This window comes from Mesorhizobium sp. M1329, from assembly GCF_040318035.1.
GTDB lineage: Bacteria > Pseudomonadota > Alphaproteobacteria > Rhizobiales > Rhizobiaceae > Mesorhizobium.
Genome location: NZ_JAMYLN010000043.1, coordinates 1 through 15,717, shown reverse-complemented (window position 1 = coordinate 15,717; position 15,717 = coordinate 1). Strand labels below are relative to the sequence as shown.

Sequence of the window (15,717 nt, the reverse complement as noted above, 5' to 3'; positions counted from 1 at the left end):
ACTAAGGGATCTTGCCTAATTCGCGCAAGAATTTCAAAGTGGCTTGCCACCACTCGGCGTCTTCGTCCCACTGCATCGGGCGATATGTAGGCCCCGGGGCGCTCGTCCCCCAGATGACGATCCCGTCAGCCAGTCTCCTGCAGGTTTGCAGTTCGGCGTACCAGAACTCGCCCGGCAGAAAAGCAAGAGTCTTTGGAAACTGGGGCCATAGAAAGCAATAGACCGGCCTTCCTTGAGCAATTCTTCGCGCTTCGTCGATGTTGGCCTGCGCGTACTTGACCCAAGAGTCTTGGTCGCCGTACGGGGTGTAAAGGGACGGAAAGAGCATGTCGACATGGGGGATAAGGGCGGAAGCAATCTCGGTGTTTCGAGACCTCCACTCCTTGAGCCCGTTCCCCCCTCGGGCGCCGATCGCACGCCAGTAGTCCGCAACTGGCAGGACGTTATAGAGCCCAAGGTTGAGGTGTGGGTCTGCCTGCCTTATGGCACTGAGTGTCGCCTTATAATTGGCGATCGACGAGTCACGATCCGCTTCAGTGCCTGTAAGCGGCCAATGCTCAATGTCGATCGCCAAATAGCGGTTTTCTCTGGGAAGAGCGAGAGCCTTTCGTACCTGGTCAGTCTTAGGAATATCATACCCTAGAACGTGAGGGTCGGCGATGGTGAGGTGTTCGAACCCGAACGACTGAAAATCGGGTGGTCCGCCCGAGAAAAATAGATTCTCGAACAGCCTGAATGGGACGGGGGTCTGCGCGCTTGTCGGCAAGCAGATAGCGGCAATACACGTCACGAACAGAACGGAGAGCCTGAGCAGTTGGTGTCGCCACTTTGAAAGTCTTTGCATTAGCGAGCCCTTCATGGTTCGAACCTCTTATTCAGAATCGACAGGCAAACAACCGCGCCTGGAACATCGCACCGTCATCCGATCAGAATAGGCCATGCCCGAATTGACCCCACGACGCCTCAGGTTAGAACCGGCTCCCACGCCAGGCTTCAAAGACAGATCAAGACGACTGATTTGGCAAATTGTCGAAGCCACACTGTACAGATGGTCTCCTGTTCCGGCTCACGGCTGGCGCCGGTTCCTGCTGCGACTATTTGGCGCAACTGTAAGCAGAGGGGCTCATCCCTACCCATCGGCACGCATTTGGGCGCCGTGGAATTTGCGTCTTGGTGCCGTGAGCAGCCTTGGACCGAGAGTGATTTGCTACTCGGTCGGGCCGATTACGGTTGAAGACTACGTCACCGTGAGTCAAGGTGTACATCTCTGCGCCGCGACGCATGATTATCGGAGTCCTGCATTCCCCCTTGTGGTGGGAAAGATCTGGATTGAGACAGGGGCTTGGATTGCAGCTGATGCGTTTATTGGCCCTGGAGTGCGGGTGGGGCGTGAGGCGATTGTAGGGGCGCGTTCGGTGGTCACAAAGGATGTCTCTGAGAGAGCTGTCGTAGTCGGCAATCCTTCCCGTCAAATAGCCTCGCGGTAGTCAGTTGCATTTTTTCAAGCTACTAATGGCGTCCCCAGCATGATCGGCAATGACAAGGCAACGGCGGGAATCCACGGTCTGATTCTCACCTTAAATGAGTCCGTCCATATTGCCCGCTGCATAACGAGTATCAAAGATCAGGTCGAAAGCATCACTGTTATTGACAGCGGGTCTACTGATGGAACGGTCGAAATGGCTGAAGGGCTCGGCGCAGAGGTAATTCACCACCCGTGGGTGAATTACGCGAGCCAACTGAATTTCGGGATTTCGGCACTTGCCGCCAAAGGCGGTTGGCTTCTTAGGATTGATGCGGATGAGGTCCTGGATCCAGCGTCGCCAAGTCAGCTAGCCCAAGTTGTGTCGCAAGCTGGCTCCGACTGCGACGGCATCCTTGTGCAGCGCCGAATGTATTTCCTCGGCCGACGGATGAGGCACGGGGCAATTGAGCCCAGTTGGCAACTCCGGCTTTGGCGTAATGGCCGTGGGCGCTGCGAGCAGCGCTGGATGGATGAGCATGTCATTGTAAATGGAAATGTTCAAAAATCGGAAATAATAATCTCTGATATGAACCTAAATTCCTTAACATGGTGGTCTACGAAACACAATCAGTACGCCTCTAGAGAGGCCATCGACCTGCTCAATGCAAAATTTCAATTTTTAAAAGCGGATAAACTTCCAGTGTCCGGTTCTAGTCCGCAAGCGCGTGCTCGCCGTTTTCTTAAGGAGAAGATTTATTATCGTACTCCCGCCGGCGCTAGAACAATTGCTTACTTCATGTATCGGTATTTGTTCCGCCTAGGATTTCTCGACGGCAAGCCTGGGTTTTATTTCCACTTCTTGCAAGGGCTATGGTATCGAGGTTTGGTTGACGCCAAGGTCTTTGAGATAGAAACCCTCGCTGAGCAAAACAATACGTCGATTCCAAGTGCAATCAAGGACCGCACCGGATTTTCTGTAGACGATGGTTAGGGTATAGCTGAGTTGAATCGATAGTTAGAATGTAGGTTGCGGTTCCAGGAGAGTTGTATGAGCGAAGAAAAAAATGCAGAATATCTCTATGTCTCCCACGAGACAAATGATTCTCACAACATATTATTGCCGGCTGTTGACAAAATCGTGGCGGAATTTTCTCCCTCTACCGTTTTTGATTTAGGATGCGGAAACGGAAGTGTTGCTAAGCATCTTAGCGACCGGTGCGTGGTAACGGGAATTGATCCATCAAAATCCGCTGTGGCGATCGCCAATAAGGCCTATCCAGACATTAGGATTGAGAGCGGTTCTGCATACGACGACCTGCGAGCCCGCTATGGCACATTCGACATGGTCCTCAGCCTTGAAGTTGTCGAGCACCTTTATGATCCGAGAGCATTTGCTAGGAATGTGTGCGATCTGCTCAATCCAGGTGGTGTCGCGATCATTTCTACACCGTATCACGGATATCTCAAGAATTTGGCTCTGGCTCTAACTGGCCGAATGGACGCCCATTTTTGGGCATTATGGGATGGCGGTCATATCAAATTTTGGTCAATCCCAACTCTTAGCAAGCTACTCCAAGAGGTCGGGCTTGAGATTGTACGTTTCGAACGAGTGGGGCGCATTCCCTCGCTTGCGAAAAGCATGATTGCGATCGCGCAGAAGCCCAATTAAATGTCCGCTGGAATTATGGTCGATGGCTGCGGCTAGTCCGACGCGTAGCAGTAGCTGCTAGGGAGAGAACTTTGTCGTTAAGGGTGATCGGATTGCTCGCAATTGCGATCTCTGTATTTGGCGTGGTATTCCTTGTCGTTATCGCGACCATGGGAACGCTGGTTCGCCCGCCGGCTCCAAAGGCACGCGAGATACTCGAACCGTTCGACGGCCAGCTCTATGTACTTTCCCTCGACGACTTCCGCGTCGGCCCCCGCAAGATCGTGCTGTGCGGCGTGACCTTCAGCGGGCCTCAATCGATGCGGGCCGCGTTAACACTTGAAGCACGCAGGTATCAAGGGCTCGCTTTGAAATGCAAGCCCGTCGGCTCGGGTACTCCATGCGACGGTAATGTCGCGCCCAAATTCCGTGGCGCCGTCGTGGTGCAATGCCTTGCATCCGACGGTACGGATCTGGCGGCGAAGTTCGTCGAGGCTGGTATTCTATGCGGGCAACCCGCCCAGGCAGGTGCAGCATACAAGTCCTGCGCGCCAGGCTCCTAGCTCCTGCCTCGGTCACAAGGATTGGGAATTCGGCCCGCCAGTAGCCCGCTATTAGCCGGCTGTAAAGATGATTATTAGGATATTCTAAAGGTGTGTTCAATCAACCACACCGAAACCAAAAATTATCTCGCATTTGCGAAATGGGTTGGAATTGGCGCAGAAAGCTGTTACGCGCTTTTGAGTACCTTAGCGGTTGGGTGGGCCTCAGGTAACGTGGGACAGAAGGATTGATGCGGATGAATCTAGTTTTGAAAAGTGCGTTGGCCGGGGTTGTTGTGTTGGCCGGCTTCGCCCCGGTGTCGTCTTTCGCGCAGGATGGATCGTGCACCTGTGCAACCGCCTATAACGGCGTAAATCCGATTGGATCGCTCGGCAGCGTCAACGGCGACGTGATGATCTCGCAGGTGGCTGGCTATGGCCCGGCGCAAGCGGGCGGCGCGTTGGATTTCGGCAGCCGTGTCGTGGTTGGCGCCAAGGGCTCGGCTTCGGTTCAGGTCGGTGGCTGCAATGTGAGCGTCCCGGCGAATTCGACGCTCGATATCTCGCGTGTCGAGAATAAGATCTGCCTCAATGTCCTCGGTTCTGAGAAGACCGCCCAGACCGGCAATCCTAATACAAACAAGAACAACACGCCGCTCTTCATTTTTGGCGGCATGGCTCTTGGGGCTGGTGTTCTGGCTGCAACGGCGGACAAAGATCACGGCCACGCCGTTAGCGACTAAGTTAACCGCGTAGTAAATAAGGCAACGGCAGCAGAGGCGCGTCGCGCTTTCTGCTGTGTGTCTGTTGTCGGCGACGGAGCGAGCTTGGCGTGTATGCTGGTGTCGTGACTGCCGCATCGGTGGATCGTCCCAGCCAAGGCGGCATGCGGATGTCTGAGGCTGGCGAACATGCCGGGATGAGGGGCGAAGTGCCGGTTTGTCCAGGAAAAATGGTCGAATCGCAATCTGTTGCTGCTGCGTGTTGGTGCAAGTTTCGGATGCGGCAAACGGGACGATCAAGGTCAATCCTGCGGAAGGGCGGCATGTGTGTAGCGCTCGAAACATCAGGCGTAGCTTTTGCCGCCGGTGCGGCGCTGATCATCGGCCTGCATGATGACGACGACTCTGTCCGCCAGTAGCCGGGACCTAGCATCCATCGTATCGCATGAACTTGATAAATGCGTCATTCGCTGTCTTGCGGATGACGCATTTATACTTTTTGGGGATGACGTCGCCACGTTGCTTCCCTGCAGTCACAAACGCCCATGATCGATCTACATTCCCATATCTTGCCCGGCCTCGACGACGGCTCGCCCAGTCTTGCCGAATCTCTGGAAATGGCTCGACTGGCAGTGGCCGACGGAACGACCCATATGGCGTGCACGCCACACGTGACGCCCGGCGTATACGAAAACGGAACATCGAACATCGTTCGGGCGGTTCAAGAGTTGCACCAGGCGCTGCGTAGCGCTGCCATACCACTTGCTCTCTACGTCGGCGCCGATGTTCACATAGCGCCGGATCTTCCGGACCAGTTGGCGGCGGGCAGAGTGCCGACCTTAAACAGGTCCCGCTATTTTCTGTTCGAACCGCCGCATCATGTTCTACCTCCACGAATGGAGGATCTTGCTCTACGCCTGATAAATGCCGGTTTCATTCCGATTCTTACTCATCCTGAGCGTTTGACCTGGATCAAAACGAATTACGACGTTATCGAGAGGTTGAATGCGGTCGGCTGCCTTATCCAGATTACCGCGGACTCGATTATTGGTGCTTTTGGACGCACGGCGCTCTATTATTCGGAAAAGCTGATTGACGAGGGCAGGGTGGATATCATCGCATCGGACACTCATAGCGCAACGCGCCGCCGTCCTGGGCTTTCCAAGGCGGTTGCTGCTGCTGCCAAGCGATGTGGGGATGACGAGGCCCGCAACATGGTGTTGAAACGTCCAGGCGAAATATTGGCGAACCGGCCCATTGAGCCGATCGGAAAAGCACGTCCGAGAAACCCAGCCGCCGGTAATGCTGGCCGTTTTGGTGGATTGGGCCGCCTATTCAAGGGCGGGACAGCGTGATGGGTATTTTTCATTTGGCAAAAAACCACATAGGCACGGCACTCGTCTTGCTAGCTTCGTTTGCAATGTCGGCATGCACCAGCACCTCGTCGACGACACCTACTTCCTCGGGTGCGGTCGATGCGCTGCAACTGACGTCGTCATCTACTCCACTTTCGGGCGGCGGCGCGCTGAAGGTAGTGAAGGACCTGCCTCCGCCGCAGAACACCCAGAACGGCAGCGAGCAGCCTTTGTCTCCGAACGATGTGCTTGAAGTGAACGTATTCCAGGTCGACAATTTGAGCCGAACAGTTCAAGTCGACTCCAGCGGGCAGATATCGCTTCCGCTTATCGGAACCATTACCGCGGCAGGAAAAACTGTTCGGCAGCTGGAGCAAGAGATCGAGACGGCCTACGGCGCCAACTACCTGCAGTCACCCGACGTGACGATTTTCGTCAAGGAATCAATCGGGCAGCGCATAACCGTCGATGGCGAAGTCAACAGGGCCGGTATTTTTCCGGTAACGAGCAATTCCTCCCTTCTGGACGCAATCGCTCTGGCGGGAAATTTCAGCCCGGTCGGGGATGCAAGCAAGGTCTTCGTCTATCGCAATATCGGCCAGAACACCTTGGTCGCAAATTACAACGTGGAGGCAATTCGTGCTGGCAAGGCCCGCAATCCACGGATCTACGGCGGTGACAAGGTTGTCGTCTTTGCCTCGAAGTCGAAGATAGCAATGAATAATCTCAAGGATGCGCTCGGCATAGCCTCCAGTGCCGCCCGAATAGCCGTGATTCCGGGGATATAGTTCGCAGCCCGGTCTGACGCAGTCGAATAGGATCAACTCTCACCATGCTCGATCGCAACAGGCAGCATCAAATTGCAGGTCCAGGACATGGCCAAGCCCTGTCCGCCGATCTCTATTATGACGGTGGGCAAAACTACAGCCCCTACGGCCGCGACTATTCGGAGCAGGAACAGGGGTTCAATCCGCTCAAGCTCTTCTTCTACGTCGTCCAATATCGATGGCTCTTCGTCATTATGGCGGCAGCGGGGCTTGTTGCCGGTGTCATCATCACGATGATGCAGACGCCAAAATACCAGGCAACGACGCAACTGGAGGTGCTTGTCCCCTCGGCCAAGGTCTTCCAGGACATCGAGGTGGTTTCTGAAAATGCCGACGTGCGTGCCTTCCTGACCGCGCGTGAAAAACTCAAAAGCCGCGCATTGGCGCAGCGTGTTGTGTTTCAATTGGGTCTCAGCGAAAAGCCGGATTTCCTGTTTCCCACGCCGGCCTTTTCCCCCAGCAATATTTTCTATCGCGCGTTTGGTATTTCCAAATCGCCTTCGCTGGAGGACAAGACCCCGGAGGAGCGCGAGGAGATTGCGATCAAGCGCATTCTTAACGATCTCGCGGTCAATCTTGTTACGAACACAAGCCTGCTGTCGATCACGTTCGTTGATCAAAAACCAAAATATGCAAGTGATGTAGCCAATCAGGTTGCTCAAAGCTTCATCGATCAGCGTCTTGATCAGACCAGCGAAACTTCCGACTTAGCGCGGCAATTCATCCAGGAACAGGTTTTGCAAGTAAAGCAAAAGCTTCAGAAATCGGAAGAGGAGCTGGTCGCATACGCAAAGGATGCCGGTATCACAATTACTGGCGACGACAAATCACTGATAGGCTCAAATATCGAGGCCCTGAACACGGCGCTTGCGACAGCCATCCAGGACCGCCTTGATGCGGGACGGGTGGTAGATCAAATAGACAAAGGCCGCGGTTCGAGTCTGGCCCCCGTCCTGGAAAGCGAAGGTCTGCAGAAGCTCAGTGAAAAACTGGCGGATTTGACCAGCCAGTACCAGCAGAAGCTCGGCATTCTCAAGCCCGGTTTTCCCGAAATGCAGCAGCTTCAGTCGCAGATCAAGGAGTTGCAGCGGCTCTATAACAACGGCGTACTTGCTATAACCGATTCGTTGCGGCTGAAATATCAGGAGGCGCAGAACAAGGAGGCCGATCTCAAAGCCAAGCTTGCTGAGATGGAAAAGCAGCAGGTAATCTTCAACGACAAGAACATCAAATACACAATCCTTAAGCGTGAGGTCGATTCAAACCGGTCGCAATATGATGGTCTTATCGCCAAGCTCAACGAGGTTGGTGTTAGCTCGGAGCTCAAGACACAAAGTGCCGCAATCGTCGATTTCGCGTCAGTGCCAGATCGGCCATATTCCCCACGCTTGAGCATCAATCTTGCGATCGCGCTGGCCCTTTTCATGGCTCTGAGCGCGTCTGTCATTTATGTTATCGAACTGCTGAACAACACCTTCACCAATCCAGAGCAGGTTGAAAAGGAGCTCGGCTTGGCAATGCTCGGCATCTTGCCCCTCGTCGATGACCGGGAATTCATGGCCAGTATTGCCGATCAGAAGTCCGGCCTGTCGGAGGCCTATCGTTCGCTTCGAACATCGCTGCAGTTTTCCGGTGCGGAAGGCGCCCCACGATCGCTGGTCGTCACGAGTTCGGAGCCGTCGGAAGGCAAGTCGACCACATCGTTTAAACTCGGACAGGATTTTGCAGCACTCGGCGCAAGGGTTCTCATTGTCGACGGCGATCTCCGTAAACCGAACCTTCATCGCCTGTTTGGTCTCGACAATACGATCGGGCTAAGCAATCTGCTGACAAACACCGTGCGCAAGGAGGATCTGGCGAGCATCTTCAGGGCGACGAAATATCCCAACGTGACCGTTCTAACTTCCGGAACAATCCCTCCAAATCCTGCGGATCTGCTCTCCTCTCCGAAGATGGCTCTGATAGTAACCAATCTCGGCAAGCGCTTCGATCTTGTCATTATCGATGCGCCGCCGATTGTCGGCCTTTCTGATGCTCCTATTCTCAGCCGGCTCGCTGAGGGCACATTGATGGTCATCTCTACAAATCAGGTGACGCGCAAGTCGGCCAAGGCCGCGTTGAAGCGCCTGCGAGCTGCTGGCGCGAATGTGGTTGGCGCTGCTATGTCCAAGTTTGCGGTGAACAAGTTTGATTACAATTATGCCTACAAATACATGAACTATCAGTACTACAACTACGGCACGGACATGAGTACTCCGAAGATTGAGGGCAAAGTCGATGATGGAGCAAGCAAGCCCGCTTATGCAAAATCTCCGGCGTTCAAGCGTTTGGTTCGTCGCATCCGTTCTAGTGTTGGTGGCTTTCTCGATCGGGCTAAGTCGATTTCTTGAAACCGAAACACCAACTGTCTCTTTTGCGCTCGATCCGTTCAACGTTGATGCGTTAGTCGCTGAAATTACCCTCGAGTTGAACGATCCGAACAATTCTCCCGACCTTGATGCCCTGCTTGCCAAGGCCAGAGGCGCGCTCGCCTTCGATCTGGCGGATGCACGTCTCTATAGCCTGATTGGTGAAATCAAATACCGGCAAGGCGAAAAAGACGAGGCCTACCAGCTCTTCGATCAAGCCCGAAAATTGTCTAAGACAGAGATCCATGCGCTGCAGAGGTCCATTGGCCGCAACATCGAAGCAGGTGATTTGCCGAAGGCCGTTGGCGAGATCGACGTCTTGCTGCGGCGATGGCCGGACCAATTTCCGGCGATCGCCGAAGTCATGCCGCCAATTCTCTCGAATCCAGATGGGTATGAAGCCGTCCTGACGGCCATCAGGGCGCAGGCGCCCTGGAGAGCCAGTCTGATCTACGCTCTTATCAAGACTCCTGAGCAGATCAATTTCGCAAATCGGCTGCTGCTCGATTTGACCGGATCAAGCGTACCTCCGAATTCGAGTGAACTCACAGCCGCGATCAGCGGCTATATTCGTCAGAAGCAATATGGACCGGCCTATAGGCTGTTTCTTTTCACGCTGTCTGAGCAGGAGCGGAAATTAGGCGGATACATTTTTAACAGCACGTTCGAGCCGGTCCCCAGCGGCAAGCCCTTCGATTGGCAGGTCCCCGGTCAATCGGGCTTGGAAGTTACATTTGCTACATCCCAGGGTACTGTAGAGGGCGAGGGTGGGGCAACGGTCCGGTTCTTGAACACTCCGGTCAAGAACACTGCCCTTCAGCAATATATTCAACTGCCCCCAGGCTCGTACAAGATTTCCCTCATTGCCTCTGCACGAAATCTGAAGCTTCCAAAAGAATTGTTCTGGTCTATCAAATGCTTAGGGCCGACCGGCGAAATAGCAAAGTTCAACATCCCCGAGGGCACGTATGACCGACAAAAGCTGAGCCAGGATTTCTCGGTTGTACCGACTGGCTGCCCCATGCAACTACTGATGCTGCAGACCGCCGCCATTGCCGAAAGCTGGCGATTTCGATATGTCGGCACCTTGGTAATGCACAAATTGAGCGTTGAGAGACTTCCATCTTGAACGACCGGCCGTCGGAATGGGACAAATATCTTCTTGGCACGGTCTTGTTTGTGTCGCTGCTGATCGGCGGTGGTACCGCGAGCGGCCTTTACACAGACACTTTGATTGAGGTTGCGGCAATTGTTTCGGCGGCGGCCGTCCTTTCGCAAACCTCCGGCCAGAGAATCCCCCGGCCTGTTCTGTGGCTGCTGGTCTTCGCCGTGGCGTTGATCGTTTTGCAAATCGTTCCGCTGCCGGCGGCCATATTCAACGGATTGCGGCCGGAGTTGCTGCTCGGAAATCCCTGGGTTGAAGAAAGCCGATTTCGCTTCGTCAGCGTTGGTGTCGGCCGCACGGTCGAATGCCTGCTTTATCTTCTGGCCGCTGCAGCGTTTTTTTTGGCCGTATTGCGTTTGCGTGCGGAGCAGGTCAGCGCGCTTCTTCCGTTCTTCTTCATGGGCGTGATCTGCAATGGATTGGCGGGAGCGATTCAGTATTCCCTCTCAGACGACGTCGCTATTAAGGGATTGTTGCCTTTCACGATTAATGCCGGGCTTTTTGCGAACCGGAATCATTTTGCGGCTTTGCTCTTCGTCTCGATTCCCTTCGTCGTTTATCATGGTCTCTTCCGCGGGCGGCTTTTGTCGGGGTCGCTCGGATTGGTCACACTTTTGCTGCTGCTTTTGGCAGCTGGTTCGCGTGCCGGTGTTCTGATCGGGTTGGCGATCACCGTATTGTCTGTGATCTTTCTCTCAGCTCGTTCAAGGGCGAGCGGGTTCAGCGTTCTGCTGATTTTTGTTGGGCTTTCGATCTACACGATAGGCGCGTGGACGAAGATCGACGTCGAGGCAATTGATCCGGCGTTCGGGCGCGGAGAATTCGCCCGAACCACCATCGAGGGGATCAAGGACAATTGGGCGACAGGTGTCGGATTTGGGAATTTTCAAAACGCCTACCAAATTTATGAAAGGGAGGGCATGATTTTCAAGCAATACGTCAATCATGCCCATAATGACTATCTTGAAATAGCTTTCGAAGGAGGAGTTCCGGCTATCCTGCTGATGGCAGGTTATCTTGCACTGCTATTCGCTGCGCTGGCCAGGGTCCGCCGTGACCCCCTTCAGAAGGCGGCATTCCTCTCGGTGTCTTTTCTTCTCATTCATTCGCTGGTCGATTATCCGCTACGAACCGGGGCGCTGGCGATGACCTTTGCCTATATGAACGCCATCATTTTCCACAAAGGATTTGCGGAACGCTTGAGCCGCAAGAGTGAGGTGATCGAGATCGATCACAACGGTGACAAGCTTTTTGTTCCCATCGGAACTTCGTCCTAGCGACCTCGTCGCCACGGCTAGTGTCGCCAGGACATGGCGGATCGCTGTGAGGCGAGCCGGCTCCTGACTCTCGGGTTCCGAGGCTCAGGCAACATTTTGCTGCCCCTACCAAGTACAATCGCTCGCTGAGCAGAAATTTCCCGATTTTGCTGGCCATACGGAAAATTCATTCCCGAACCATTCGGCCGCAAGCCTGTCTTGCATTGTTCTGGACTGGAACGATCTGCTAGAACGCCCGCACGAGAATAGATTGTCCGGAAGTGCAGTTTGAATCGGGCGGCTGAAGGTCGCCTCCGATGCAGGCCCTTCCGTGGATCGGTACGAAAGAACGCTCGCAGTCCATGAATATCGCACTTACACACCTTCAGCGGCTTGAGGCCGAATCCATCCATATCTTTCGCGAGGTGGCCGCCGCTTTCACCAAGCCGGTGATGCTCTATTCGGTCGGTAAGGATTCGTCCGTGCTCATGCACTTGGCGATGAAGGCATTCTATCCGGCCAAGCCGCCCTTTCCCTTTCTCCATGTCGACACGACCTGGAAATTCCGCGAGATGATCGCCTTTCGCGACCAGATGCAGCAAAAGCTCGGTTTCGACCTCCTGGTCCATGTCAACGAAGACGGCGTGCGTGACAACATCAATCCGTTCGACCACGGGTCCAACACCCATACGCATGTGATGAAGACGGTTGCGCTGCGGCAGGCGCTCGACAAATACGGGTTTGACGCAGCCTTCGGCGGCGCCCGTCGTGACGAGGAGAAGTCGCGGGCCAAGGAACGCATCTTCTCGTTCCGCAACGCCCAGCATGTCTGGGATCCGAAGAACCAGCGCCCAGAGATGTGGAAGATTTTCAACACCCGCATCGCTGCCGGTGAATCGATCAGGGTGTTCCCGTTGTCGAACTGGACCGAGCTCGACATCTGGCAGTACATTCTCCAGGAAGACATCCCGATCGTGCCGCTGTATCTGGCCAAGGAGCGGCCGGTCGTCGAGCGCGATGGCATGCTTATCCTGAGGGATGACGAGCGCATGCAACTGCGGCCCGGCGAAACAGTGGAGAACCGGATGGTTCGGTTCCGCACGCTCGGCTGCTATCCGCTGACGGGCGCGATCGATTCGGAAGCCGACACTCTGGAGGCGATAGTCGGCGAAATGCTCACGGCGCGCACTTCCGAGCGGCAAGGTCGCCTGATCGACCGCGACGAAGCCGGCTCGATGGAAAAGAAGAAGCGCGAGGGGTATTTCTGAGTATGCGCCACATCATGGCCAAGAGCCTCGCCCCGACCGACGGCGTCCGCGACTATCTGGCGGCACAGGAACGAAAGTCGCTGCTGCGCTTCCTGACCTGCGGCTCGGTCGACGACGGCAAGTCGACGCTCATCGGGCGCCTGCTTTCCGACACCAAGCAGATTTTCGAGGACCAGCTGGCCACGCTCGAGCGCGATTCGCGCAAGCACGGCACCACCGGCGACGATGTCGATTTCGCGCTGCTGGTCGACGGCCTCGAGGCCGAGCGCGAGCAAGGCATTACCATCGACGTCGCCTATCGCTTCTTCGCCACGCCAAAGCGCAAGTTCATCGTCGCCGACACGCCTGGCCACGAACAATACACGCGTAACATGGCGACAGGTGCATCAACGGCGGATCTCGCCATCGTGCTGATCGACGCCCGCCAGGGCGTACTGCGGCAGACCAGGCGGCATTCGATCATTGCTTCGCTGCTTGGCATCCGCCACATTGTGCTCGCCGTCAACAAGATCGATCTTGTCGGCTTCGACGAGGCGGTCTTTAACCGGATCGTGGCGGATTACGGCCAGTTCTCACGTGAGCTCGGTTTCCAGACGATCGTGCCCATCCCGATGTCGGCCCGCTATGGCGACAACGTTACCGGCCGTTCCGACAGGACCCACTGGTACTCCGGCCCCACGCTCATTGAACATCTTGAAACCGTCTCGGTCGACGAGGCCGCGGTCGAATTGCCGTTCCGGTTTCCCGTACAATATGTGAACCGTCCCAACCTCGATTTTCGCGGTTTCGCCGGCACCATCGCCTCCGGCTCGGTTGCGCCGGGCGACGAGGTGGTCGTCGCGAAATCCGGCAAGCCCTCCCGTGTCAGGCGCATCGTCTCGCATGGCGGTGATCTTCAGCAGGCTATTGCCGGCCAGGCCATCACCCTTGTCCTCGACGACGAGATCGAGGTCTCGCGCGGCAATATGCTGGTATCGCCGGCAGCGCGGCCACAGGTCGCCGACCAGTTCGCCGCCAACATCGTCTGGTTCGACGAACATGCGCTGCTGCCCGGCCGCTCCTACATCCTGCGCACCGAAACCGACCAGACCAGCGCCACAGTCACCGACCTGAAATACCGCGTCAACGTCAACGATTTCGCCCATGAGGCGGCCAAGTCGCTTGAAATGAACGAAGTCGGCATCTGCAATATCTCGACGCGCTCGCCGATCGCGTTCGATCCGTTTGCCGAAAACCGCACCACCGGCGCCTTCATCCTGATCGACCGCATCACCAATGCCACCGTCGGCGCCGGCATGATCCTGCATTCGCTGCGCCGCGCCGAAAACATCCACTGGCAGTCGCTCGATGTCGGCAAGCGCGCGCGTGCCGATATGAAGAACCAGCGGCCGGCCGTGTTCTGGTTCACCGGGCTTTCGGGCTCGGGTAAGTCTACCATCGCCAATCTGTTCGAAAAGAAACTGTTCGCCACCGGCCGTCATACCTACATTCTGGATGGCGACAACGTCCGACACGGCCTCAACCGCGATCTCGGCTTCACCGACGCCGATCGTGTCGAAAACATTCGCCGCGTCGCCGAAGTGGCGCGCCTGATGGCCGACGCCGGGCTGATCGTCATCGTGTCGTTCATTTCGCCGTTCAGTGCCGAGCGGCGCATGGCGCGCGAACTGATGGCCGACGGCGAATTCATCGAGGTGTTTGTCGACACCCCCTTCGAGGAATGCGCCAGGCGTGATCCGAAGGGCCTTTATGCGCGGGCGTTGAACGGTGAGATCAAGAATTTCACCGGCGTCGATTCACCGTACGAGGTGCCGGAAAAGCCCGAAATCCATCTCAAGACACTCGGCAGATCGGCCGAGGAGATGGTGGACGCCCTGGAACACTGGCTGAACGAGCGGGACATTGCCGAAGACCAATATGAAAGCGGCGGCGGTATCTGACGACGAAGCGATGCTCGCCGTCTTCGAACACCTTGCCTTGGCGGCAGGGCGCGAGGTGATGCGCGTCTTTCGTGCCGGCTGTGCGGTCGACAGCAAGTTGGACAGCTCGCCAGTGACGGAGGCGGATCGCGAGAGCGAGAAGATCATCCTTGCCGGGCTGCGTGCCGCATTTCCCGAGATTCCGTGTGTGGCCGAGGAAGAAGCTTCGGCCGGCATCATGGCACCGGATCTCGGTGAGGCCTTCTTCCTCATCGATCCGCTGGACGGTACCAAGGAGTTCGTCAACCGCAGGACCGATTTTACTGTCAATATCGCGCTGGTCCGTCACGGCGTGCCGGAGATCGGCGTCGTCTTCGCGCCTTGCACCGGCCGCTTCTTTTCCGGCCGGCCGGGCAAAGCGGAAACGATCGAGATCAATGACGACTATGAAATCGTCGATCGCCAGCCGATTTCGGCAAGGGCCGGTACGGTGCCGCTGACCGTCGTTGCCAGCCGCTCCCACAACACGCCGGAAACCGACGCCTATATCCGCGCGCTTGGCGCTGCCGAGATCGTTTCGGTCGGCTCGTCGCTGAAATTCTGCCTCGTCGCCGGCGCCGAGGCGGACGTCTACCCACGCTTCGGCCGCACCATGGAATGGGACACTGCCGCGGGGGACGCGGTGCTACGCGCCGCCGGCGGCATGACGCGCACGCTGGATGGTCAGCCGCTAGCCTACGGCAAGCGCAACCAGAGCGACGATGAGGATTTCGCCAACCCGCATTTCATCGCAAGCGGCAAGGCTGCTAAATCTGGCTAGACGATGATTGCGCAGTTCCAAACCCGTACGAAAAGTGCGGGTACCAGCGTCTTATGGCAGCGACCTCAGATAATGCTCGAGGTCTGTAAAACATAAGATACGATCCTCATCCAGCCTGCAGTTGCGCGTGGCACGGCCGATTCGCGTCGTGGCCGCTTGATGCTGGGTGGCATTCACTCGGTGTATCCAAATTGCTATAAACCGATACACTTGAACGGCTATACGATCGAGTGATGAGTAAGCGCTGTTGTGGGACCACCTTTCGGGAGTGGTCGCGATCTGTGAGGTTGCCGATTCTGTATTGGGATCGGAGATCGGCTTG

Annotated in this window: 13 protein-coding genes; 12 read left to right on the top strand and 1 reads right to left on the bottom strand. The window is 56.0% G+C overall.

Annotation, left to right across the window (positions count from 1 at the left end):
- Nucleotide 1: 1 nt before the first annotated feature.
- Nucleotides 2-859 carry a hypothetical protein gene (locus NKH21_RS29350; RefSeq protein ID WP_352869338.1) on the bottom strand — a complete coding sequence of 286 codons (858 nt, stop codon included), beginning with the start codon at nt 857-859 and terminating at the stop codon, nt 2-4.
- A 667-nt stretch (nt 860-1,526) separates the two neighbouring features.
- On the opposite strand from NKH21_RS29350, the gene NKH21_RS29345 reads away from it, so the two are divergent.
- From NKH21_RS29345 to cysQ, 12 genes are all read left to right on the top strand, one after another.
- Nucleotides 1,527-2,456 carry a glycosyltransferase family 2 protein gene (locus tag NKH21_RS29345; protein WP_352869336.1) on the top strand — a complete coding sequence of 310 codons (930 nt, stop codon included), beginning with the start codon at nt 1,527-1,529 and terminating at the stop codon, nt 2,454-2,456.
- Nucleotides 2,457-2,513: 57 nt separating this feature from the next.
- Nucleotides 2,514-3,134: a class I SAM-dependent methyltransferase gene (locus NKH21_RS29340; protein ID WP_352869334.1), complete on the top strand. Its 621-nt coding sequence runs from the start codon at nt 2,514-2,516 to the stop codon at nt 3,132-3,134.
- Nucleotides 3,135-3,205: 71 nt separating this feature from the next.
- Nucleotides 3,206-3,676: a hypothetical protein gene (locus NKH21_RS29335; RefSeq protein WP_352869331.1), complete on the top strand. Its 471-nt coding sequence runs from the start codon at nt 3,206-3,208 to the stop codon at nt 3,674-3,676.
- A gap of 230 nt (nt 3,677-3,906) precedes the next feature.
- A complete protein-coding gene (locus tag NKH21_RS29330) occupies nt 3,907-4,398 on the top strand; it encodes a hypothetical protein (RefSeq protein ID WP_352869328.1) in 492 nt (163 codons plus the stop codon).
- Nucleotides 4,399-4,922: 524 nt separating this feature from the next.
- The gene (locus NKH21_RS29325) at nt 4,923-5,732 is read left to right on the top strand and encodes a tyrosine-protein phosphatase (protein ID WP_352869325.1); all 810 of its coding nucleotides are present in this window, start codon (nt 4,923-4,925) and stop codon (nt 5,730-5,732) included.
- Complete coding sequence (locus NKH21_RS29320; RefSeq protein ID WP_352869322.1) at nt 5,732-6,520, top strand: polysaccharide biosynthesis/export family protein; 789 nt, start codon at nt 5,732-5,734, stop codon at nt 6,518-6,520. Before NKH21_RS29325 ends, NKH21_RS29320 begins: the two co-directional genes overlap by 1 nt.
- Before the next feature lie 44 nt (nt 6,521-6,564).
- Entirely contained in the window at nt 6,565-8,949 is a 2,385-nt protein-coding gene (locus NKH21_RS29315; RefSeq protein WP_352869319.1) for a GumC family protein, read from the top strand.
- On the top strand, nt 8,915-10,096 hold the full coding sequence (locus tag NKH21_RS29310; protein WP_352869316.1) for a tetratricopeptide repeat protein: 1,182 nt from the start codon (nt 8,915-8,917) through the stop codon (nt 10,094-10,096). Before NKH21_RS29315 ends, NKH21_RS29310 begins: the two co-directional genes overlap by 35 nt.
- The gene (locus NKH21_RS29305) at nt 10,093-11,409 is read left to right on the top strand and encodes an O-antigen ligase family protein (protein ID WP_352869313.1); all 1,317 of its coding nucleotides are present in this window, start codon (nt 10,093-10,095) and stop codon (nt 11,407-11,409) included. The genes NKH21_RS29310 and NKH21_RS29305 overlap by 4 nt, the downstream gene beginning before the upstream one ends.
- A 341-nt stretch (nt 11,410-11,750) precedes the next feature.
- The gene (gene cysD / locus NKH21_RS29300) at nt 11,751-12,656 is read left to right on the top strand and encodes a sulfate adenylyltransferase subunit CysD (RefSeq protein WP_352869310.1); all 906 of its coding nucleotides are present in this window, start codon (nt 11,751-11,753) and stop codon (nt 12,654-12,656) included.
- 2 nt (nt 12,657-12,658) lie between these two features.
- Nucleotides 12,659-14,596: a sulfate adenylyltransferase subunit CysN gene (cysN, locus tag NKH21_RS29295; RefSeq protein ID WP_352869307.1), complete on the top strand. Its 1,938-nt coding sequence runs from the start codon at nt 12,659-12,661 to the stop codon at nt 14,594-14,596.
- A 10-nt stretch (nt 14,597-14,606) separates the two neighbouring features.
- On the top strand, nt 14,607-15,395 hold the full coding sequence (gene cysQ, locus NKH21_RS29290) for a 3'(2'),5'-bisphosphate nucleotidase CysQ (RefSeq protein WP_352869386.1): 789 nt from the start codon (nt 14,607-14,609) through the stop codon (nt 15,393-15,395).
- The last annotated feature ends 322 nt before the right edge of the window (nt 15,396-15,717 follow it).

Bases quoted from the DNA above. Each gene is read 5' to 3' on its own strand.
- NKH21_RS29350 (WP_352869338.1), bottom strand. From the start codon at position 859: ATGAAGGGCTCGCTAATGCAAAGACTTTCAAAGTGGCGACACCAACTG.
- NKH21_RS29345 (WP_352869336.1), top strand. From the start codon at position 1,527: ATGATCGGCAATGACAAGGCAACGGCGGGAATCCACGGTCTGATTCTC.
- NKH21_RS29340 (WP_352869334.1), top strand. From the start codon at position 2,514: ATGAGCGAAGAAAAAAATGCAGAATATCTCTATGTCTCCCACGAGACA.
- NKH21_RS29330 (WP_352869328.1), top strand. From the start codon at position 3,907: ATGCGGATGAATCTAGTTTTGAAAAGTGCGTTGGCCGGGGTTGTTGTG.
- NKH21_RS29325 (WP_352869325.1), top strand. From the start codon at position 4,923: ATGATCGATCTACATTCCCATATCTTGCCCGGCCTCGACGACGGCTCG.
- NKH21_RS29320 (WP_352869322.1), top strand. From the start codon at position 5,732: ATGGGTATTTTTCATTTGGCAAAAAACCACATAGGCACGGCACTCGTC.
- NKH21_RS29315 (WP_352869319.1), top strand. From the start codon at position 6,565: ATGCTCGATCGCAACAGGCAGCATCAAATTGCAGGTCCAGGACATGGC.
- cysD (WP_352869310.1), top strand. From the start codon at position 11,751: ATGAATATCGCACTTACACACCTTCAGCGGCTTGAGGCCGAATCCATC.
- cysN (WP_352869307.1), top strand. From the start codon at position 12,659: ATGCGCCACATCATGGCCAAGAGCCTCGCCCCGACCGACGGCGTCCGC.
- cysQ (WP_352869386.1), top strand. From the start codon at position 14,607: ATGCTCGCCGTCTTCGAACACCTTGCCTTGGCGGCAGGGCGCGAGGTG.